The organism is Mesorhizobium sp. M5C.F.Ca.ET.164.01.1.1, from assembly GCF_004792125.1.
GTDB classification, from domain to species: Bacteria; Pseudomonadota; Alphaproteobacteria; order Rhizobiales; family Rhizobiaceae; genus Mesorhizobium; species Mesorhizobium wenxiniae.
Map to the genome: position 1 here is coordinate 62,816 of NZ_SRTG01000005.1, position 20,758 is coordinate 83,573.

Sequence of the window (20,758 nt, forward strand, 5' to 3'; positions counted from 1 at the left end):
CCATGTCCGCGCTGATGATCCGCGACCTTCACAAGAGCTATGGCGGCCTCGAGATTCTGGCCGGCATCAATCTCGAGGCGCGGACCGGGGAATTCATCGCCCTCGTCGGTCCCTCCGGCTGCGGCAAGTCAACCTTGCTCGCCATGATCGCCGGCCTGGAAACCGTCACGTCGGGTGAGATCTGGATTGGCGACCGGCTGGTGAACTCCGTGCAGCCCAAGGACCGCGACATAGCGATGGTGTTCCAGTCATACGCCCTCTATCCCACCATGACGGTGCGCCAGAACATCACCTTCGGCATGGAAAGCCGAGGCGTGCCCAAAGCGGAGCAGGCAGAAGCGGTAAAGCGGGTTGCCGCACTCCTGCAGATCGAGCAGTTGCTCAACCGCAAGCCCGGGCAATTGTCGGGTGGCCAGCGGCAGCGCGTTGCGATGGGGCGCGCCCTGGTACGCGACCCGAAGCTGTTTTTGTTCGATGAGCCTCTGTCCAATCTCGACGCCAAGCTGCGCGTGGACATGCGCACCGAAATCAAGAAGCTTCACCACCGCGTCGGCAAGACGACGGTGTACGTCACCCACGATCAGGTTGAGGCGATGACGCTCGCGTCCCGCATAGCGGTGATGAACCAGGGCTCGGTGCAGCAGTTCGACACGCCGAAGCGGATCTATGACCGGCCGACCAACATGTTCGTAGCCGGTTTCATGGGATCGCCGGCGATGAATTTCATCCCCGCCCGGCTTTCCGGCTCAACCAGCATCGCGGTGCGCGCCGCTGACGGCAGTGACGCCACTCTTGCCCTTGCCGCTCCGCTGCCCGCCGGTGCGCCAAAGGATGTGGTGCTCGGTGTTCGGCCCGAACATATCTACCGCTTCACGACGGACTTGAAGTCGCGCAAACCGGCTGTCGAGTCCATGCAGGCGCCGGTCGAACTGGTCGAACCGACCGGGGCCGAGACACTTGCCGTCCTCAGGCTAGGCGACCTGGAGATCACTGGCCGTTTCGAGCCGGATGACGCTCCCATCATGGGCGAGACGATAACGCTCGGCATCGACATGTCGCGCGCCTGTCTGTTCGATCCAACAACCAAGGCGCTTCTGTGATCTGATGTCCAAACAATTCGCGACTTATCCGAGCTTGACCGATCGCGTCGTGCTGATCTCCGGCGGCGCCTCCGGGATCGGGGCCGATATGGTCCGTGCTTTCGTGGCGAATGGCGCCCGCGTGGGCTTTCTCGATGTGCAGGATGAACCCGCGGTGGCGTTGGTGCGCGAGCTCGGTGATACCGCCAAGCAGGCCCCGTTCTACCTGCACTGCGACGTGACCGACGTCGCTGCGCTGCAGGCGTCGGTCGAAGGCGTGCGCGCGCGGCTTGGTCCGGTCGCCGTTCTGGTAAACAACGCTGCTGATGATCAGCGCCATGCGGTTGACGTGGTGACAGCCGAATATTGGGATCGCAGCTTCGACGTCAATCTCCGGCATCAGTTCTTCGCCGCGCAGGCGGTGCATCCGCATATGAAGGAACTCGGCTTCGGCTCGATCATAAACTTCTCTTCCATCGCCTGGCGTTTCGGCGCGGACCAGATGGTGGCTTATGCCACCGCCAAGGGCGCTGTGGTGGCGCTGACGCGCGCGCTGGCGCGGTCGTTCGGATCCGACAACATCCGCGTCAATGCAGTCGAACCCGGCGCTGTTATCACCGAGCGGCAGCGCGAGCTGTGGTTCAAAACGCAGGACGCAATCGACCAGACGGTGCAGCGACAATTGATCCGCCGCGTCCTGCTGGGCGAGGAGATTGCACGGACCGTGCTCTTCCTGGCCGCCGATGACAGCCGCATGATCACGAAACAGTCCATCACCGTCGATGCCGGTCTGCGCTGATGCGATCGTTTCCACATCTTTCAAAGGGACTACCAAATTGATGCTTCGTCTCGGCCTCAACCCTTACGGACTGACCTACCATCTCGGCCTGCAGGGCCGCGGTACGCCGCGGCACAATCCGGATGGGGCGGGGCTGGAAGGCTTCATAGCGCTCGCGCAGGAACTCGGCGCACGCACGCTCGAGATCTACGAACCGTGGTTGACCGATTTGCCGGACGCCGAGGTCGTCGACCTGCGCAGGCGTCTGACCGCGCTAGACATCGTCCCGGTGGTAAGTGGCGGACTTCTCGTGGCAGGCCCGTTGGATAACGCATTTCGGGCTGCGCGCCTGCTCGAGGCGACAACGATCCGTATCGCACTGACCCCAGTCCTGTGCGGCGACCGCAACGTCTGGGGCGGGAAATGGGGCGAGTTCAACGCGACGATCCGCGCTGCCTTGACGGAATGGGGACCGCGTGCGGCTGCTGAGGGCAGGGTGCTCGGCATCGAGAACCATCAGGATTTCGGCAGCGACGAACTGGTCGCGTTCTGCGAACTCGGCGGGCCGGGTGTCGGCATCACCTACGATTCAGGCAACGCGTTCCCTGTCGGCGAGGCACCGCTTTCCTTCACCCGGCGGATCGCGCCGCATGTCCGCCACGTTCACCTCAAGGATTATCGCGTGCAGTTCACGGATGAGGGCTACCGTCTGGTCCGCTGCGCGATCGGCGATGGCGCCGTGCCATTCGCCGAACTGGCAGCCATCCTCGCTGAGCACCATGATACGCTGACGGCCGTGCTTGAGCCAGGCGCGCTGGAGGCCCGTCACGTTCGCTGTCTCACCGACGACTGGTGGAACGGATATGCGCCGAAGACCGCGCGCGAGTTCGCGGCCTGCCTGAGTGCTGCGCGCGTGAACCGCCTTGCGGACGACGCCGACTACCGGACGCCATGGGAGCGCGACGATGACGGCGCGCTCGTTTCGTATGAGCTCGACATGATCCGGCGCAGCGCCGCCAACATGAAGAAGTTCGATTTCATTGCAATGGAGAAATCAGCATGACTGCCCGAGAACTCAGCGGCCTGACTGCCTTCGTGACTGGCTCGGGACGCGGCCTCGGCCGTGTGATGGCCGAACGCTTGGCCGAACTTGGCGCAAACGTCGCGATTCACGATCTCGATTGGACCCGGCCATCCCAATATGGCGAATTCGCAGACCTCGGCGAATCCGCCAGGGGTTTGGAAAAGCATGGGACACGGGTGACCGCGGTCACCGGCAACATCGGCGACAGGCAAGCCGTCGCCGAAATGAAGAGGAAGATCGAGGCGGACCTCGGCGATGTGCATGTTCTGGTCAACTGCGCCGGCGGCGATATCGGCGCCAAGGGGGTAAAGCCCAGTCCCAACAACGCGCTCGACATCGACTATGATGACATCAAGATTCTGACCGAGAACAATCTTATCGGTACGATGCTGGTCTGCCAGGCGTTCATTCCGCCTATGGTAAAGCGCGGCTCAGGCTCGGTGATCAACATTGCCTCGGCGGCAGCGCATATCGGATGCTCGCCGGAGGTGGTCTACTCCACGCTTAAGGCTGCCGTCGTCCATTATACGCGCTGCCTCGCCAAGGAATTGATCGACGATGGCGTGCGCATCAATGCGGTGAGCCCCGGCGCCACCAAGACGGCACGCTTCCAGGCGAGCCGCGTCGTCGATCCGGAGCGTATGGACTCGAGCAAGAAATCGCTGAACCGATATGCCGAGCCGGAAGAGATCGCCGAAGCCGTCGCCTTCCTCGCCGGTCCGCGCGCGCGCTTCATCAATGGACAGGTCATTCGCGTCGATGGCGGTTTTACCATCTTCCCAGGTTAAAGCGCGGCCGCTCACACCGCGAACTGTCGGGCTGAGCGCACCCCAATGAGCAGGGCCACGGGCCCATTGCCGACCTTACTTCGCCGCTGGGTTGCGACGTGCTCGCGGAGCCCAGGAACCGACGGTGAATTTCGGCAACACGACAATTCTCTTGGCGACACGCTGACGTTACAGCCCGCCTGTATGCACCCACGCAATGGCTCGGATTTGTCTGGGTCGGTCTACTCGGCGCCCCTGAGAAGGCGAAGATTTCCGGATCGAGGCGCTTGGGCCACCGTGCGCCTGGGCAGAGCGAGCCGGTCCCGTCTATAAGCTCAGGGGCGCAACATTGAAGATTGGGGGAACAGATGAGGCAAGAGAACGACGTTGAGAAGTTGGTGCGCACGCTGCGTGCTCGAGCACCTGACGACGCGGCTGAATTGCTAGCCCGAGAGTCTCCCGAGTTCATCCGCGATGCACTAAAGTTGTTACCGGATAGGCACGCCCGGAAGGTGGCGGAGTATTTGCCATCGCAAAGGAGGCCCATCAAATCTCATGCCGACGGAAAGGATCTCGCGATCCCCGAGGCCATCGTCGAGCTGATGGACCCGATCCCCGCCAGCGTCGCTGTCGGGACGACGGTAGCCGCCGCGGTCGAGGCCGTCAGGCGCGCGCAGGTGCCGACCGAGTTGACTTACCTCTACATAACGGACGAGGGCGATAAACTGGTTGGCCTGGTGGTCTTGCGCGATCTGATGCTGAGCGAGGCCGACGCGACGGTGGATCAGATTATGCTGCCGAAACCGTTCGCCCTTCACGTCGATATGCCTTTGAGCGAAGCCTGCAAGGCGGCGGTACGCCGTCACTACCCTGTCTATCCCGTGGTGGACGCGGAGAACCGGCTGCTCGGGCAGGTTCGCGGCTGGCGGCTGTTCGAGCAGCAAATCATCGAGATTTCTGCCCAGCCTGGCCAGATGGTGGGTGTCCAGAAGGAGGAGCGTTCTTTCACGCCGCTGTTTTCAGCCTTCTTGAAACGTCATCCGTGGCTGCAGCTCAACCTGCTGACGGCCTTCATAGCCGCTTTCGTGGTCGGCTCGTTCACAGGCACGATCGAGAAGATCGTCGCCTTGGCGGCGTTCCTCCCGGTTTTGGCCGGACAGAGCGGAAACACCGGCTGCCAGGCGCTGGCTATTACGCTGCGTGGCCTCGCCTTAGGGGATGTGGACAAACGACCGAAGCTGCACCTGGTGCTGAGGGAGGGAGCGCTCGGGATCGCCAACGGCTTGCTCGTCGGTCTGGTGGCGGCTGCGGCCATGTGGTTCTACGCGTCGCGGCAACCGGAGTCGGCATCCCAGGCGCCCATGCTGGCGCTTGTGATCCTGCTCGCGATGTCCGGATCGTGCCTCATGTCCGGAATCTCCGGCGTGCTGATCCCGTTGGGCCTGCGGCGTGTCGGCGCCGATCCGGCCGTAGCTTCGGCGATCTTCCTAACCACCGTGACCGATATCGTAGGCATGGGCCTGATGCTGGGGCTGGCCACCATGCTCGTGCTTTAGGTCGCGTCCGCGGACGCGTGCCGACATCAAGATGGCGTTGGCGGGATTTCTGGACCCTGAAGCGTCATGCGGCGACCAGATCCGTGCAGAATCGCTCAAACAATATTGATCTTGTCGGCTGCGCAATCCACGGCTGATTATGATTTGGCTTAGTTGCCATTTGTAGCGAATACTTGCTCGAAGTGCAGCAACGCTGAGAATATATTTGGCCAACCGGCGTAGCCGAAGCACGAATAAACAGATGGTTTGTTGCGCGGCTGCAACAGCTGTTGAAAACTCGGACGATTTCGTCAAAGTTCAGTCGCCTTTTTTCTTGTGGTCGTGCTAAGTCCTTCGCACTGGTCGGGTTTGGGGTGGTTCTCGGCATGCAATCTTCGTTTCGAACTATCGTCGGCTGCGCCGCGGCGCTACTCTATAGCGGCTTATTGCCGGCCGGCGCGCAGGGTCTTTTTTCGGCCTATGACGATGCTTTTTCAGCCCGCATCGCCAGTCCGGCCGACAACGGAACGCTCGCCCAGTTCGTCACGGTTGCCGTCAACGCCGGGCAGTACGATCAGGCGATCTCCTCAATCGAGCAGTATCTGATCAAATATCCCCGCGATGCCCGCGCCCGGCTTGCGGCCAGCCGGTTGTACTATCATGTCGGCTCCTATGAATTGGCCCGGCGGCAGGTGCAGTACGGCATCGAAGTCGGCGGCCTGTCGGCAAGTGAGCAGCAGGAAGCTGTTCGCCTGCTTGCCCGCATCGAGCGCGCGTTGCGTGGCGTCACCTGGGAACTCGCCCTGACCGGCGGCGTGTTCAGCGCATTCACCGATTTTGAGCCCGGCGGGGCGCAGGACGACGACAGCTTCGTCTCGCCCTATGGGCGGGCGGAAGGCTTTGTGCGATGGGACCTCGGCACGCCAAGTGCCGACGCTCTCGTTCTTTCAGGGTCGTTGACGGCGACACAGCGTTTCTTCACGCCAGACCTGTCGGTTCCGGGTAGCAAGGAGACTTTCATCCACGGCAACGCCGCGATCACCTGGGACAAGGGGCTGCCCAACAGTGGGATCGATTCGCTGCGCCTGCTGCTTTCGGCGTTTACCGTTACAGATCGTTTCGACAGCGATATCCACGAAACCGGCATCGGCCTCAGTGGACGCTTTCTTGTGCGCCCGACCGTCGAGACGACGCTTTTTGCAGGCGGCGGCTACATCGATCTAAGCGCCTCGCAAGGCATTTTCGCCGATAGCAGGGTTTTCTATGAGGCAGGCGGCAGCTACCGCTTCCGCAAGGGCCAGGCGCTCGGATTGCGCCTGGTCGGCTCGAATGACTTCGCCTCCGGATCTGGCGAAATCGGCCACAGCTACATGGGCGAGATCCGCTACGGCGGCCTGTTGATGAACGTACCGGATCTTTTCGCATGGTCGCACCAGGTCGCCTTCTCGGCCGGCCACAGCGACACTCCCGATCTGTCCGTTGGCATCGGCACAAATATCAGGAGCGACTTCTGGCGCATTGCCTCGGAAAGCGATTTTCAGCTGACGGAGTCGCAGAAGATCAGCGTCGATCTCGCCTATCGCGAAACCAACTTCGACATCGCCAGCCGCGACCGAAAATCGTTCGAAATGCTCATGAGCTACACGTTGACGCTCAATTGAAAGAGGCCGCGATGAGGACCCCGTACCGCCAGATCGCCATTTTTGTCGCCTGCCTTGCCTTTGCGACACCTTCCGCCGCTGAAACGGTCGGGTCGATGACGGCATACCAGACCAACATCGTCCGCAATGACAGCGGGAAGATGAGTGTCGGTGCCGGCGTCGAACTCGGCGATCAGTTGCGCAGCAATCCCACTGGTCTTGGAATGTTGGTGTTCCGGGACGAATCGAGCGCCAAGATTGGTCCGAACACCAGCCTGACGATCGATGAATTCGTCTACAATCCGGGCTCCGGATCGGGAAAGATCGACGTCGGGATGAACAGCGGCCTGGCCCGTTTTTATGGCGGCCAAATTTCGAAAGGCGGCGTCATGCAGGTTGCGACGCCGCATATGGTGCTCGGGGCCAGAGGCGGCATCATCGAAGTGCTGGTGGCAGCCGGCCAGACCGTCGGCATACTGCGCGCCGGCCGCATGACCTGCACGATGAATGGCAAACGGCTGGTCATCACAAACCCGGGCTACGCCTGCACATCGGAAAATGGCAAGCTGCTGACCGGCTACGGCGGAATCGACACGTTCCCGATATTGGACAGCATCGACCGGATAGCCGGCACCGGTCTGCCAGGCGCACCGGGTCCTGGATTGGACGTAAGCGCGATTTGTGCGTCGGCACTCGGCGGCTCGCTCAAAGTCTGCGAGTCCACCGATGGCGCATTGCCAGGAGTGGTCATGGAGTTCCCCGACAGCCTAACGCCACCCGTGGGCGGCGGCGCGGATAACGGTGGGTGTGAGGGTGAGGGTTGCTGCTATCCAGACTGCAGGTAGACCCGCCCGACCGGCATGAGCCCCGTGTTCGAGTGGCGGCAAGCTGCCAGGCGCAAAATATCCGGTCTCGTGGTCGTGTTCTTGCTGCTCGCTTGCCATCTGGCTTTCGACGGGCCGCTATCGCGCCTGCGCGAGCGTACGTATGACTTCTACCAGTTCCTCGCCCCTCGCGAGGCGACGAGTAATCCCGTTGTCATCGTCTCGATAGACGACGCGAGCCTTAAGGCATATGGGCGATGGCCCTGGAACCGTGGCCTTTTGGCCGATCTGGTCGATGGTGTCGCCGAGTCCGGTGCCGCGGTAATCGGGCTTGCGCTGGTGCTGCCCGAGGCTGACATCTCGCCTGAGGGCATCGCCGGAGACAAGCGGCTGGCAACGGCGCTGGCGAAAAACCGAACGGCGCTCGCCGTCAGCCTGGGCAACGAGGCGACGGTTTCAGAAGCAGAGCCCAAAGCCGGCTGGTCGATCGTCGGGCAAGTACCCGAGACGCTTCCTGGCTTCACCGGTCTGACAGGCTCGCTTCCGGATTTCTCGAGCGCCGCTGCAGGCCTCGGCGCAATTCGCACTTTGCCGGATCCTGACGGCGTACTACGCCATGTGCCGCTGCTCTGGCTCCGAAATACGGCTCAAGGCGTTCAGCTCTGGCCGTCCTTCGCGCTCGAACTCCTGCGCCTCTACGCCGGAGAGAACGGCTACGTAGCCCGGATGAATGCCGCCGGGTTTGACGCGCTCAGGATGGCCGGGACCATTGTGCCACTCGAGCCGCAGGGCAGCATCCGCCTCTGGGAAACCGACACCAATACGCCGCGCATATCTGCCATTAATATCCTTTCGGGCCGCGGCGATCCGCTGCTGCGGAACGCCATCGCCATTGTCGACCTGTCGGCCGTGGGATTGACGCAGTACCTGCCAACCCCGACGCGTCCGGCGCGACCAGGCGTGGACATCCACGCCGATGCAATCGGCCAGATGCTTGCCGGGCGCTACCTGGCAGAGCCGCCGCAAGCGCGTACGCTGGAGCGGCTGTGGTTGGTCCTCAGTGGCATCGTTTTCATCGGACTTTCGGGAGTTCTCGCCCAGCGTGTCGTGCTTGGCGCCCTCGCTCTGGCGCTCCTGGCTGTCACGCCCTTCGGGTTCGGTGCTCTCGAATACAGCCTGCAGGGAAAGCTCTATGACCCACTACAGCCGGCGCTTGCGACGATCCTCCTAGCAGGCTTTGAAGGCTATGTCCTCTACAGGCGCAGCGAGCAGCGCCGGTCCACCCTGGCAAGGCAGTTTTCCCAATATCTGTCGCCCTCCGTGGTGCAGCGCCTCGCAAATTCAGATACCGAAGCGATCCTGTCCGGAGAGAAGCGCGAGATCACGATCCTGCTGAGTGACATACGCGGCTTCACGACGATGAGCGAACAACTCGGTGCCCAAGAAATCGCAAAGGTGGTCAATCACTTCCTCGGCCTTGCGACCGATGAGATACTCAAGCGGGACGGGACCATCGATAAGTTCATGGGCGATGCCGTGCTGGCCTTTTGGAATGCTCCGCTTGACCAGCCAGATCATCGCGAGCGCGCGCTCGAAGCGGGGCTTGCCCTGATCGAACGGGTGAAGCGCGAAAACGCCGCGTTCACCGCGCGCGGGCACCCCTCTATCCAAATCGGCGTCGCCATCGAGACTGGCGTCTGCTCCGTAGGAAATTTCGGCTCCGAACGGCGCTTCGATTACACCGCGATCGGCTCGCCGGTGAACCGCGCGGCACGGCTCGAGTCGACGACCAAAAAGCTGAGCATCCCTCTGGTGCTTGGTCCCGGATTTGCGCAAGGAGCATCGATGCCGGTTGTGCAGGCAGGCGCCTTTGAACTCCAAGGCTTCAAGGGCGAGGTGTCGATTTTCACCGTTCCGGAGATACACCCCTCATCACAATCCGCCAAGGAAGTCGTGTGACGTTTGGCACCGGTTCAACTCGCTATCTCATTGGCCGGCGAGCGAAAGCCAAGGGCGGCGGAAATACGATGGGCGGCCCGGGCTACCATGTCGCCCAGTTCGCTTATGCGCTCTTCCGGCACCCGGTTTTCCGGCGCCGCGATGTTCAGCGCCGCGATTATCTTACCCGGCGCCACGAAAACCGGTGCGGTGATCGAAATCAGATCGTCGTTGATTTCGCCGCGACTGACGAAAAACTTCGCCTTGCGGATTTGCTCGAGCCCGACCCTTAGAAGCCGAGGATCGGTCACAGTTTTTTTGGTGAATCGCTTCAACGGGCCGGAAAGAATGGCCTCGCGCTCCTCATCATCCATATGGGCCAGGAACGCCTTGCTCGAACCGGCATGTAGCGGACGCCGGCGGCCGACAATCGCATTGACGCGAAGGTCCCGCTTCGGCTCCCATTTGGCGACGCAAAGGCTTTCCTGGTCATCGCGGATTCGCAGCTGGGTGGTTTCGCCGATCTCCTGACCGAGTGCTTCCAGAACAGGATTTGCAATGCGGATCAGGTCCATCTGTTCGCTGGCGGCGTGGCCGAGCATCAGCGCGGCGAGGCCGAGACGATAGCCTTTTCCATCCGATGACCGCGCCAGCAGACCGCGTCGCACCAGCGTCTGCAAAAGCCGGAAAGCACGTGCCTTGCTGTCGCCGGAACGCCGCGCGATTTCGGAAACGCCAAGATCGGCCTCTCCGGCCACAGTCTGCAGCAAGCTGATCGCGCGATCGACGGAATCGACTGTGTACCGGGTGTCTGCTTGATCGGTCATTTCTCGTTTCCTTGCCAAAACTCTCATGCTTAAGGCTAAACGAGAAAATTTGTCTCGTCCAGTAAAACAGCAGTTTATCTGTATTGACAAACGGAGGAGCTTTAGTTTCAACTCGCTGTCAGGAAGGAGGCCGGCACCGTCAGCGGATCCTAGGCTGGGCTCGATGATGGCAAGCGGCAGCGGAAAAGAACTCCTCCGACGGAACTATCCAGAGTGGACACGGAGAGAACCAATGATGAACCGGACAATATCGCGCCGTGCGCTGATGCAATGGGCGCTCGGGGGTGCCGCTGTTTTGCAAGGCATTAGCTGGACGGGGCTTGCCCAGGCCGCGGCAAATGGCCAGCTGCGGATCGGCATGGCTGCTCCGCCGACGACGCTAGACCCGCATCTGAAGAGCAATGCGCCGAACAACGCGCTTGCCACCCACATCTACGACACGCTTGTCATCAACGACGAAAAATCGATCTCCAGACCGGGGCTCGCGACGGCCTGGCGCGTGGTCGACGACACCCATTGGGAGTTCGACCTGCGGCCCGACGTGCGCTTCAGCGACGGCGAGCCGCTCACCGTAGACGACATCGTCGTCTCATTCGACCGGGCCAACACCATCGAAAGCACGGCGTCGTTCCGGACCTACACGCGCAACATCAACTCGATCACCTCGGCCCAACCCGGCAAGCTTCTCATCGAAACCAAGCAGCCGGAGCCGCTTCTGCCCAATTCCCTCAGTCGCATTCGCATCATCCGCGCCAAGTTCAAGGATACCCCTAGCGATCAGTTCAACAACGGCACCGCGGCGATCGGCACCGGCCCGTATGTTCTGAAGGAATATGTTTCCGGCAACCGTGTCGCGCTTTCCGCCAATCCAAACTACTGGGGACCGAAGCCTGCTTTGCCGGACGTCGAACTCCGCATCGTCACCGATGCCGGCGCGCGGCTTGCCAACCTGCTCGCCGGCGATCTCGATCTCGTTGAACAGGTGCCCTACGAGGGTGTTGCTCGCGTCGAAAAAGACGAGCGCTTTCACATCATTCGCGGCGTCTCGAGCCGGGTCGTCTTCTTCTCCCTGGACACGTTCCGGGACGTCACGCCCTTCATCACTGGCAAGGACGGCAAGCCGCTCGACCGCAACCCGCTGAAGGATCTGCGCGTGCGGCAGGCGCTGTCCATGGCGATCGACCGCAGCGCCATTGTGGAGCGCTTGATGCAGGGCAATGCCATTGTCGCTTCGCAGTTTCTGCCTGCCGGCGCCCCGGGCACCTCGGCTGCTATCAAACCCGTTCCATTCGACGCTGCAAAAGCCAAGGCCCTGCTCGCCGAGGCTGGCTACCCCGACGGCTTCCGACTGACGATCCACGGGCCCAATGATCGTATCGTCAACGATTCGAAGATCGTTCAGGCCGTGGCCCAGATGTTCTCCCGCATCGGCCTGGAAGTCAGCGTCGAGGTCATGCCCTGGTCGGTTTATGCCGACAAGGCGGATGCCCATGAGTTCAGCATCAATCTGGACTCCTGGGGCGTCAACACGGGCGAAACCTCTAACCCGATGACAGCGCTGGTCGCGACGCAGAACCCGGATGCAGGTATGGGTATCGCCAATTCGGGCCGCTACTCCAATCCCGATCTCGATGCCAAATTGGCAGTGGCGAAGCGGACGCTGGACGATGCCAAGCGCGAAAAGATGCTCTCGGAACTCAGCGAGATCGTCTTCAACGACGTCGCACTGGTTCCGATGCACCATGAGGTCCTCGTCGTGGCTGCCCGGAAGGACCTTCAGTTCACGACGCGGGCCGACCAGTATACGCTGGCCATAAATGCCAAGACTGTCTGAGGAGTTGTAGACTTGACGAGCATCGCCACGGGATCCGTCGCGGATCGCGGTCGCGCTACATACGATCTTGGCGCGACCGCCATCTTTGCTTCCAAATCAGACCCACGCTTCCACTATTGCCTGTATGTACCGCCCGCGGTTGGGGAAGGCGCCCAAGTCGACCTGTTGGTGGCCGTCCATGGCACTGGCCGCACCTCGTTCCTAGGTTTCCGCGACGCGTTCGCCGAGTTCGGACGCTGGAACGACTGCGCCATCTTGTGCCCGGTGTTTCCAATGGGCGTTCTCGGCGACGACGCCCGCAGCGGATACAAATACATGATCGAGGGCGACATCCGCTACGATCAGGTGCTGCTCGCCATAGTCGAGGAAGTTGTCGCGAAATACCGTCAGGACTGGACCCGCTTCGCCATGTTCGGATTTTCCGGCGGCGGGCACTTCACCCATCGCTTCGCCATCCTCCATCCCGACAGGCTCTGGGCGGCGTCGATCGGTGCGCCAGGCTCGGTGACCTTGCTCGATCCCACGCGGGACTGGTGGGTGGGCATTCGCGACCTGGCGGAGAAGTTCGGCATCACCTTCGACGCCGCAGCGCTGGCAAAAGTGCCGGTCCAGATGATCGTCGGCGATGCCGACCTGGAGACCTGGGAAATCACGCATGTCCAAGGCAGCACCCATTGGATGCCGGGCGCCAACGATGCAGGACAAACGAGGCCGGAACGCCTCAGGACGTTGTGTCGATCGTTCGAGGAAGCCGGTGTGCGCGTACGCTTTGATATGTTGCCCGGGGTATCCCACGAACGCGACGCGGTACTCGATCCGGTCAAGGATTTCCTGGCCCAGGCGCTCAAGGAACGACGGAACGACTCAAGATGAATGCAATGATCGTTGCGCCGCAGCCGGAGGCGGTGGAGGCGGGCGCGCTGGTGCTCAAACGCGGCGGCAACGCCGTCGATGCGGCGATCGCCTGCGCTTTCATGCAAGGCGTCGTCGACCCTCAAATGGCCGGCATCGGGGGGTTTGGCTCGATGCAGGTCTACATGCCGCGACGCGGCGTGCATGAGGTGCTTGAATTCTACGCCAGGGCGCCGCTCAAAGCATCGCCTGAAATGTGGAGCGACCTCCTGGTCGGCCAGTCTCGCGATGGCTTCGCCTTTCTGCTGGAAGGCGGCATCAGCGAGATCGGCTACCTCGCCGTCTGCACGCCGGGCAGTATCAAGGGTTATGCCGAGGCGCTGGCGAGATATGGCACTTTTGAATGGGCCGACGTCGTCGCACCCGCCGCCACGCAGGCCAGGCGAGGCTTCATGGTCCGCCCGCATGTCCACTGGTATTGGTCGCAGGACGGCGTCGATACCGGCGAAGTGCGGACAATTGACAAGCTGCGCTTCAGCAACACGGGGCGCGCAATCTATTTTCGCTCTGACGGCACGGTGAAGCTGCCAGGTGACGTCGTCGTCAACACCGATCTCGCTCAAACGCTCGAGCGCATCGCGGCGGCCGGTCCGGATATTTTCTACAAGGGCGAGATCGCCGAAGAAATCGCCGCCGACATGGCCGCCAACCGAGGCCTCATCGGGACGGATGATCTGGCGTGCTACGAGCTCTCTACCGCGCAACCGCTCTGGGGCGAGTATCGCGGCTACGATATCGCGACCAGCCCGCCGCCCGCCAGCGGCATATCCATGCTGCAATTGCTCCACATCCTTGCGCATTTTGATGTCGGAGCCATGGAGCATGGCGGTGCCGAGCACATCGTCCTGCTGGCAGAGGCGATGAAGCGCATGACCATCGACAAGGACCGCCACCTCGGCGATCCTGCCTATGTTGATGTGCCGGTCGGGCGGCTGCTGTCCCGCGACTATTGCGGCGGGCTTGCCGCCGAGATCAAGGCTGGGCTGCGCGCCAGGATCGAGCGCGTCGACGACCGGTCGCCGCGCGAGACGACTCATATTTCGGTGGTCGACCGGGAGGGCAGCGCCGTCGCCTTGACCCACACGCTGGGCAGTCCGTCGGGGGCGATCACCGATGGCTTGGGTTTCATGTACAACGGAACGATGAGCCGCTTCGACCCAAGGCCGGGCAGGGCCGGATCGCTGGCTCCCGGCAAGCGGCGGGCCAGCTCTGCGGCGCCCACCATCGTCTTCAAGGACGACCGGCCCGTGATCGTCATGGGAGCGCCCGGCGGCAGCTATATCGCGCCGTCCATGGCGCAGGGCCTGATGAACCTCATTGATTTCGAAATGAGCATGCCCGAAGCGGTGGCCGCCCCGAGGATCGTGGCGGTGTCGAACACAATCGACGTCTCCAATCGCATTCCACGCTATGTCACTGAAGAGATCGAGGGCAAGGGCTACGAGGTGAAGCGCTCCTGGCAAAGTTACGCTTTTGCCGCTCTTCACGGCATCCAGATCGAAGACGGAGTTTGCCGCGGCGGTGCCGATCCGCAGCGCGACGGCATGGCGATGGCGGTGCCGGCGTGATGTGCCGCGCACAGACGACCGACGAGCCTTTCCGGCAATCAGGCTGGAGAGCGATGCCATGACCGCAGCCGTCGTGCGCCGGCTGCTCCAGGCCGTGATGGTCATGTTCGCCATGACGGTCATCGTCTTCATCGCGATCAATGTCATCGGCGACCCCGTCGACATTTTGATCTCGCCCGACGCCGATCAGATCGAGCGCGCGCGCGTCGTCCAGGCCCTCGGGCTCGACCTGCCGCTTTGGCAGCAGTATCTCCGCTTCCTCTGGGCGGCGCTGCATGGCGACCTTGGCGAGAGCTACGTCTACAACGAGCCGGCGATCAGGGTGATCCTGCAGCGACTGCCGGCGACGCTTGAGCTGGCCGTCTCTGCCATCCTCATCGCCATCGTCGTCGGCGTGCCGCTTGGGCTTTATGCCGGGCTGCGGCCGGACGGCATCTTGAGCCGCGTCATCATGACGGTCAGCATCCTCGGCTTCTCGCTGCCGACCTTCTGGGTCGGGCTGGTGCTGATCATGTTTTTCGGCGTGCAACTCGGCTGGTTGCCGAGCGGTGGGCGCGGCCAGACCGCCGAACTGTTCGGCGTCCAATGGGCGTTCCTGACCAGAGACGGCCTTGCCCACCTGATCCTCCCGGCGGTGAACCTCGCCTTGTTCGACGCCTGCCTCATCCTGCGCCTGACGCGCGCCGGCGTCGCCGAAGTCCTGCCGCTCGATTTCGTCAAGTTCGCGCGGGCCAAGGGCCTCAAAGAAACGCGCGTGATCGGCGTCCACGTTTCGAAGAACATCATGATCCCGGTGGTGACCATCATCGGCCTGGAATTCGGCTCTATCATCGCCTTCTCGGTTGTCACCGAAAGCGTCTTCAGCTGGCCGGGCATGGGCAAGTTGATCATCGACAGCATCAACGTGCTGGACCGTCCGATCATCACAGCTTACCTGATGGCGATCGTCGCCTTCTTCGTCATCATCAATCTCGTCGTCGACCTGACCTATACGGCACTCGACCCGCGGGTGCGGCTCCAGGGCGAGGGATCGTGAGATGAGCGTCGACACCTTGCCGCCGCCGATGCCGGTCGAGGCCGAAAAGGGTGAGGAGGCGCCGTTTCAAGTGCTCGTGCGGGCATTCTTCCGCTCGCCCGCCGCCGTTACCGGTTTCGTGCTGCTGACCGCGATCATCGGGCTGGCGCTGCTTGCGCCGCTTATAGCGCCGCAAAATCCCTACGACCTGAACCAGCTCGACATCATGGACAGTCGCCTGCCGCCCGGCTCGCAATCGATGACGGGCATGACGTTCTGGCTCGGCACCGACGACCAGGGTCGTGACATGCTTTCCGGCATCATCTATGGCCTGCGCATATCGCTCGGCGTCGGCGTCAGCTCGGCGCTTTTCGCAGCGCTGTTCGGCGCCTCGTTGGGCCTGCTCGCCGCCTATGTGGGCGGTCGGACCGGGACGGCGATCATGCGCATCGTCGATCTGCAGCTCTCCTTCCCCTCCATTCTCGTTGCGCTGATGATCCTCGCCTTTCTCGGCAAAGGAATCCTCAACGTTGTACTCGCTCTGGTGATCGTCGAATGGGCGACCTACGCGCGTGCCGCGCGCGGCACGGCGCTGGTGGAGCGGCGCAAGGAATACATGGAAGCAGCGGAGTCGCTCGCTATTCCACGATGGCGCATTCTGTTCGTCCATCTGCTGCCCAACTGCCTGCCGCCGCTGATCGTGATCGCGACGGTGCAGGTGGCGCGCGCCATCTCGCTGGAGGCGACCCTGTCCTTCCTTGGCCTGGGTGTGCCGATCACCGAGCCCAGTCTCGGCCTGCTGGTTGCCAACGGCTACCAGTACATGCTCTCCGGCATGACGTGGATCAGCTTCTATCCGGGCGTAGCGCTGCTGATTACCGTGGTTGCGATCAACCTCGTCGGTGATCGGCTGCGCGACGTGCTCAACCCGCGGGGGCGCGAATGAATGCGACCGTACTCGAAGTCCGCGATCTCAGGACCCATTTCGGACAAGCAAAAGCCGTCGACGGCGTCTCGTTTAGCGTCGCGCGCGGCGAGGTTCTGGGTCTCGTTGGCGAAAGCGGGTCCGGCAAGTCGGTCACTGGCTTTTCCATCATCGGCCTGGTCGATCCGCCCGGGACGATCGTCGGCGGCCAGATCGTCTTCGACGGCCGCGACATCACCCGCTCCAGCCGCGAGGAGATGCGTGCGCTGCGCGGGCGCCGCATGGCCATGATCTTCCAGGATCCGATGATGACGTTGAACCCGGTCCTGCGCATCGATACGCAGATGATCGAGGCGGTTCAGGCGCATGAAAACGTCTCGCGCACCGATGCCAGGGCGCGGGCGCGCGACGCGCTCGGTATGGTCGGGATTCCGAGCCCGGACGAGCGGCTGCAGGCCTATCCGCATCAGTTTTCCGGCGGGATGCGCCAGCGCGTCGTTATCGCTATCGCGCTGCTGCACCAGCCGGACTTCATCATTGCCGACGAGCCGACCACCGCGCTTGATGTGACGATCCAGGCGCAGATTCTCGCCGAGATGCAAAAGCTCGTGGCGCAGAACAACACGTCGCTGATCTGGATCACGCATGATCTCGCCGTCATCTCGCGGCTCGCCGACCGGATCGCCGTGATGTATGCGGGCCGCATCGTCGAAACCGGTCCGGTGTCGGACGTTCTCGCCCGTCCGCTGCACCCTTATACCGCCGGTCTGATCGACTCCGTTCCCAGCCGCAACCAGCGCGGCGAGCGGCTTCGGCAGATCCCCGGAATGGCGCCCAGTGTTGCGCGGCTGCCGACCGGATGCGCTTTCGCCCCGCGCTGCGCACGTGCCGATGCGGTGTGTGCCCAGGCGGTGCCGCTGTACGTTGCTGGCCCGCGCGAGCACCGTTGCGTCCATCCCTTGCCGGAGCTCCGCGTATGATCTCTTCCACTCCGGTTGCGGCAAACATTCAAAGCTCCTCACCGGGTTCTGGCGGGATGGCGCCGCTGATCGAGCTGAACGAGATTTCTCACAGCTTCGGCACTCGGCCCGATCTCGCTGCTCGTTTGGCGATCTCGCTCAAACTTGCCAAACCGGCGGCAAGGGTGCAGGCGATCGACGGTGTCAGTCTCGCCGTTCGCAGGGGTGAGGTTCTGGGCCTCGTTGGCGAGTCGGGATGCGGCAAGTCCACACTGGGGCGGATCGTCGCCGGCATCCTGTCGCCCAGCAGAGGATCGGTATCGTGGCGCGGCAAGGATATGAAGGCGCTCCCGCCGTCCGAGCGGCGTGAAGCCAAGCTGCGCGTGCAGATGATATTCCAGAACCCCTATGCCTCGCTCAATCCGCGCCGCAAAGCGGCCGATATCGTCGGCGAGGCCCCGCGCGTTCACGGGTTGGTCGGCGGCGATCTCGGCACCTTTGTCGATGAACAGTTCCGACGTGCCGGCCTCGATCCGGTGTTGAAGCACCGCTTTCCGCATCAGTTTTCCGGCGGTCAGCGCCAGCGGATCGGCATTGCGCGCGCGCTCGCCGTGCAGCCGGAATTTCTCGTGTGCGATGAAGCCGTTGCCGCTCTGGACGTCTCGATCCAAGCGCAAATCCTAAATCTCTTCATGGAACTGCGCGAGAGGCTGAACCTCACCTATCTGTTCATCAGCCACGATCTCGGGGTGGTCGAGCACATCTCCGATCGGGTGGCGATCATGTATCTCGGCCGCATCGTCGAAGAGGCTCCGGCCGAGGAGATCTTTGCACGGGCCAACCATCCCTACACGCAGGCGCTTCTCGCCGAGGTGCCGCGGATCGAAACCACCAAACGCGGCTTTGCCGCGATCAAGGGTGAATTGCCGAGCCCGCTTTCGCCGCCGAGCGGATGTCATTTCCACCCGCGCTGCCCGCACGCGATGCTTCGCTGCCGGACCGAAGCGCCGCGACTGAAGGTGGTTGCTGCCGGACACAAGAGCGCATGCCACCTCAACGACGCCGCCTGATCGCCTTGGAATTTTTAGAGATGACCGACTTCCAGGCGTTCCAGTCCGTGACCGATGACATGGTCCTCTGCCGCGACGTCATGGTGACGATGCGCGATGGAGTAAGATTGGCGACCGACATCTACCGACCGGCAAGGGAAGGCCGCGCGCTGGACCGGCCAGCTCCCGCCATCATTGAGCGGACGCCTTATGGCAAGGCGATGGCGTCGCGCGCCGAGCTCGAAATCGGAATGACCGAACCGATGGATCGCGCGACAGTCGCCAAACATTTCGTGCGCCATGGTTACATCGTCGTCTATCAGGACTGCCGCGGCCGCTACGGCTCGGAAGGTGAGTTCGTCAAATATCGCTCCGAAGGTCCGGACGGCTACGACACGCTTGCATGGATCGCAGCCCAGCCCTGGTGCAACGGCCGGATCGGCACCATGGGCCTTTCCTATGCCGCACATACCCAAATGGCGGCGGCGTGCCTTGCGCCACCGGCTCTTGCTACCATGATCCTCGATTCCGGCGGGTTCTCGAATGCCTTCACCTGCGGCATCCGCCAAGGCGGCGCGTTCGAGCTGAAGCAGGCGACCTGGGCCTACCGGGAAGCCCGCGAGAGCGCCGTTGCCGCCGGCGACGAGTTGGCCCGAAAGGCGCTCGAAGCGGAAAACCTGCATCGCTGGTTCGGCAAAATGCCGTGGTCGGAGGGCCGTTCGCCACTCCGCTGGGCTCCGCAATACGAGGCCTATCTGCTCGAGCAGTGGCAGCACGAGACCTTCGACGATTTCTGGAAGCAGGTCGGCATTCATGCGGCGGGCTACTACGATGCCATTCCCAACATTCCGATTGCTCTGATGTCGAGCTGGTTCGACGTCTATGTCCCGACGACGTTCGAGAATCTGGCTGGCCTTGCCAGCAATGGCAAACGGCCGCTCGCCTTGATCATGGGACCGGGCTTGCACGGCGACCGCAATCTGACCTTTGCCGGCGACGTCGATTTCGGACCGAACGCTCCGCTCAGCGGCAATGTGGCGGCAAGCTGGCTGGAGTTTCGTCGCCGTTGGTTCGATCGCTGGCTGAAGAGCGGGCCGGAGGACGATCTCGACGAGGAGCCGATCCGCCTTTTTGTCATGGGCGGGGGAAAGGGCACGAAAAATGAAACGGGCCGTCTCGATCACGGCGGCCGCTGGATCAAAGCCAAGCGGTGGCCGCTGCCCGAGGTGACGGAGCAAAGCTATTATCTGCACCCCAACGGCAGGCTCTCGGAGGCCTTTCCTGCGGCCGACGCCGTCGCGCTGAGCTATGATTTCGATCCCGCCGATCCCGTCCCTACCATCGGCGGCGCGCTGACCAGCGGTCAGCCGATCTTCGCCGGCGGCGGCTTCGACCAGAGAGAGGACGACAGGTTTTTCGGCTGCCGCAATTTCGGCTTGCCGCTTTCCGCCCGTCTCGATGTCCTCTCGTTCGAGACCGAGCCGCTTGCCGACGATTTGACCGTGCTCGGACGGGTGGGGGTGGAGCTCTGGGCGGCGAGCGATGCAACCGACACCGACTTCACCGCGAAACTGATCGACGTCTACCCACCGAGCGCAGACTATCCGACGGGCTTTGCCCTGAACCTGACAGACGGGATTTTCCGTTGCCGCTTCCGGCATTCATTCGAAAGAGCCGAGCTTGTGAAGCCTGGGGAGATCATGCGGCTTCGCATCGAGCTATTTGCGACCGCCAATCTGTTCCGTGCCGGCCATCGGCTGCGTCTGGACATCTCTTCGAGCAATTTTCCAAAGTTCGACGTCAATCCGAATACCGGTGCGCCGGCGGGCCTCGGCCGTAGCCGGCAAGTGGCGCGCAACACGGTTTTTCTCGATGGGACACGGCCATCGCGGCTGATCGTGGAGAGATTATGAGCAAATCGGGCGGCTCTAAGCCCTGCCCGATAAGCTTGCGCAAAGATAGGCTGCTGTGGGGGTACAACCGACTGGGAGTGATTTTTGCCCGTCCGGGCGTATCCGCAAGCA

At 62.5% G+C, this 20,758-nt stretch carries 17 protein-coding genes; 16 read left to right on the forward strand and 1 reads right to left on the reverse strand.

Annotated features, from left to right (window positions below):
* The first annotated feature begins 2 nt into the window (after positions 1-2).
* From ugpC to EN807_RS24580, 8 genes are all read left to right on the forward strand, one after another.
* The gene (gene ugpC / locus EN807_RS24550) at positions 3-1,100 is read left to right on the forward strand and encodes a sn-glycerol-3-phosphate ABC transporter ATP-binding protein UgpC (protein ID WP_135937014.1); all 1,098 of its coding nucleotides are present in this window, start codon (positions 3-5) and stop codon (positions 1,098-1,100) included.
* Positions 1,101-1,104: 4 nt separating this feature from the next.
* Positions 1,105-1,878, forward strand: a complete 774-nt coding sequence (locus EN807_RS24555) for an SDR family NAD(P)-dependent oxidoreductase (protein ID WP_135937015.1) — start codon at positions 1,105-1,107, stop codon at positions 1,876-1,878.
* A 40-nt stretch (positions 1,879-1,918) separates the two neighbouring features.
* Positions 1,919-2,920, forward strand: a complete 1,002-nt coding sequence (locus tag EN807_RS24560) for a TIM barrel protein (RefSeq protein WP_135937163.1) — start codon at positions 1,919-1,921, stop codon at positions 2,918-2,920.
* A complete protein-coding gene (locus EN807_RS24565; RefSeq protein WP_135937016.1) occupies positions 2,917-3,729 on the forward strand; it encodes an SDR family oxidoreductase in 813 nt (270 codons plus the stop codon). The genes EN807_RS24560 and EN807_RS24565 overlap by 4 nt, the downstream gene beginning before the upstream one ends.
* 347 nt (positions 3,730-4,076) lie before the next feature.
* On the forward strand, positions 4,077-5,264 hold the full coding sequence (locus EN807_RS24570) for a magnesium transporter (RefSeq protein WP_135937017.1): 1,188 nt from the start codon (positions 4,077-4,079) through the stop codon (positions 5,262-5,264).
* Positions 5,265-5,629: 365 nt separating this feature from the next.
* Positions 5,630-6,904 carry a tetratricopeptide repeat protein gene (locus tag EN807_RS35705; protein WP_189522570.1) on the forward strand — a complete coding sequence of 425 codons (1,275 nt, stop codon included), beginning with the start codon at positions 5,630-5,632 and terminating at the stop codon, positions 6,902-6,904.
* Complete coding sequence (locus EN807_RS24575) at positions 6,901-7,728, forward strand: FecR domain-containing protein (protein WP_189522571.1); 828 nt, start codon at positions 6,901-6,903, stop codon at positions 7,726-7,728. Before EN807_RS35705 ends, EN807_RS24575 begins: the two co-directional genes overlap by 4 nt.
* A gap of 15 nt (positions 7,729-7,743) precedes the next feature.
* Complete coding sequence (locus EN807_RS24580; RefSeq protein ID WP_135937019.1) at positions 7,744-9,666, forward strand: adenylate/guanylate cyclase domain-containing protein; 1,923 nt, start codon at positions 7,744-7,746, stop codon at positions 9,664-9,666.
* Positions 9,667-9,680: 14 nt separating this feature from the next.
* Here the strand turns inward: EN807_RS24580 and EN807_RS24585 are convergent, their stop codons facing one another.
* Positions 9,681-10,583 (reverse strand): IclR family transcriptional regulator, encoded by a 903-nt coding sequence (locus EN807_RS24585; protein WP_135937020.1) that lies wholly within the window; start codon positions 10,581-10,583, stop codon positions 9,681-9,683.
* A 121-nt stretch (positions 10,584-10,704) separates the two neighbouring features.
* On the opposite strand from EN807_RS24585, the gene EN807_RS24590 reads away from it, so the two are divergent.
* From EN807_RS24590 to EN807_RS24625, 8 genes are read left to right on the forward strand one after another with little or no spacing between them, the layout of a single operon-like run.
* Positions 10,705-12,306 (forward strand): ABC transporter substrate-binding protein, encoded by a 1,602-nt coding sequence (locus EN807_RS24590; RefSeq protein WP_135937021.1) that lies wholly within the window; start codon positions 10,705-10,707, stop codon positions 12,304-12,306.
* 12 nt (positions 12,307-12,318) lie between these two features.
* Entirely contained in the window at positions 12,319-13,179 is an 861-nt protein-coding gene (locus EN807_RS24595) for an alpha/beta hydrolase (RefSeq protein WP_135937022.1), read from the forward strand.
* Positions 13,176-14,786, forward strand: coding sequence for a gamma-glutamyltransferase (ggt, locus tag EN807_RS24600; protein ID WP_127313923.1), 1,611 nt, complete (start codon positions 13,176-13,178; stop codon positions 14,784-14,786). The genes EN807_RS24595 and ggt overlap by 4 nt, the downstream gene beginning before the upstream one ends.
* 58 nt (positions 14,787-14,844) lie before the next feature.
* Positions 14,845-15,822, forward strand: a complete 978-nt coding sequence (locus EN807_RS24605; RefSeq protein ID WP_127313924.1) for an ABC transporter permease — start codon at positions 14,845-14,847, stop codon at positions 15,820-15,822.
* A gap of 28 nt (positions 15,823-15,850) precedes the next feature.
* Positions 15,851-16,747: an ABC transporter permease gene (locus EN807_RS24610; RefSeq protein ID WP_135937164.1), complete on the forward strand. Its 897-nt coding sequence runs from the start codon at positions 15,851-15,853 to the stop codon at positions 16,745-16,747.
* Positions 16,744-17,706: an ABC transporter ATP-binding protein gene (locus EN807_RS24615; RefSeq protein WP_135937023.1), complete on the forward strand. Its 963-nt coding sequence runs from the start codon at positions 16,744-16,746 to the stop codon at positions 17,704-17,706. Before EN807_RS24610 ends, EN807_RS24615 begins: the two co-directional genes overlap by 4 nt.
* A gap of 56 nt (positions 17,707-17,762) precedes the next feature.
* A complete protein-coding gene (locus EN807_RS24620; protein WP_135937165.1) occupies positions 17,763-18,755 on the forward strand; it encodes an oligopeptide/dipeptide ABC transporter ATP-binding protein in 993 nt (330 codons plus the stop codon).
* 20 nt (positions 18,756-18,775) lie between these two features.
* The gene (locus tag EN807_RS24625) at positions 18,776-20,647 is read left to right on the forward strand and encodes a CocE/NonD family hydrolase (RefSeq protein ID WP_246684327.1); all 1,872 of its coding nucleotides are present in this window, start codon (positions 18,776-18,778) and stop codon (positions 20,645-20,647) included.
* Positions 20,648-20,758: the final 111 nt, after the last annotated feature.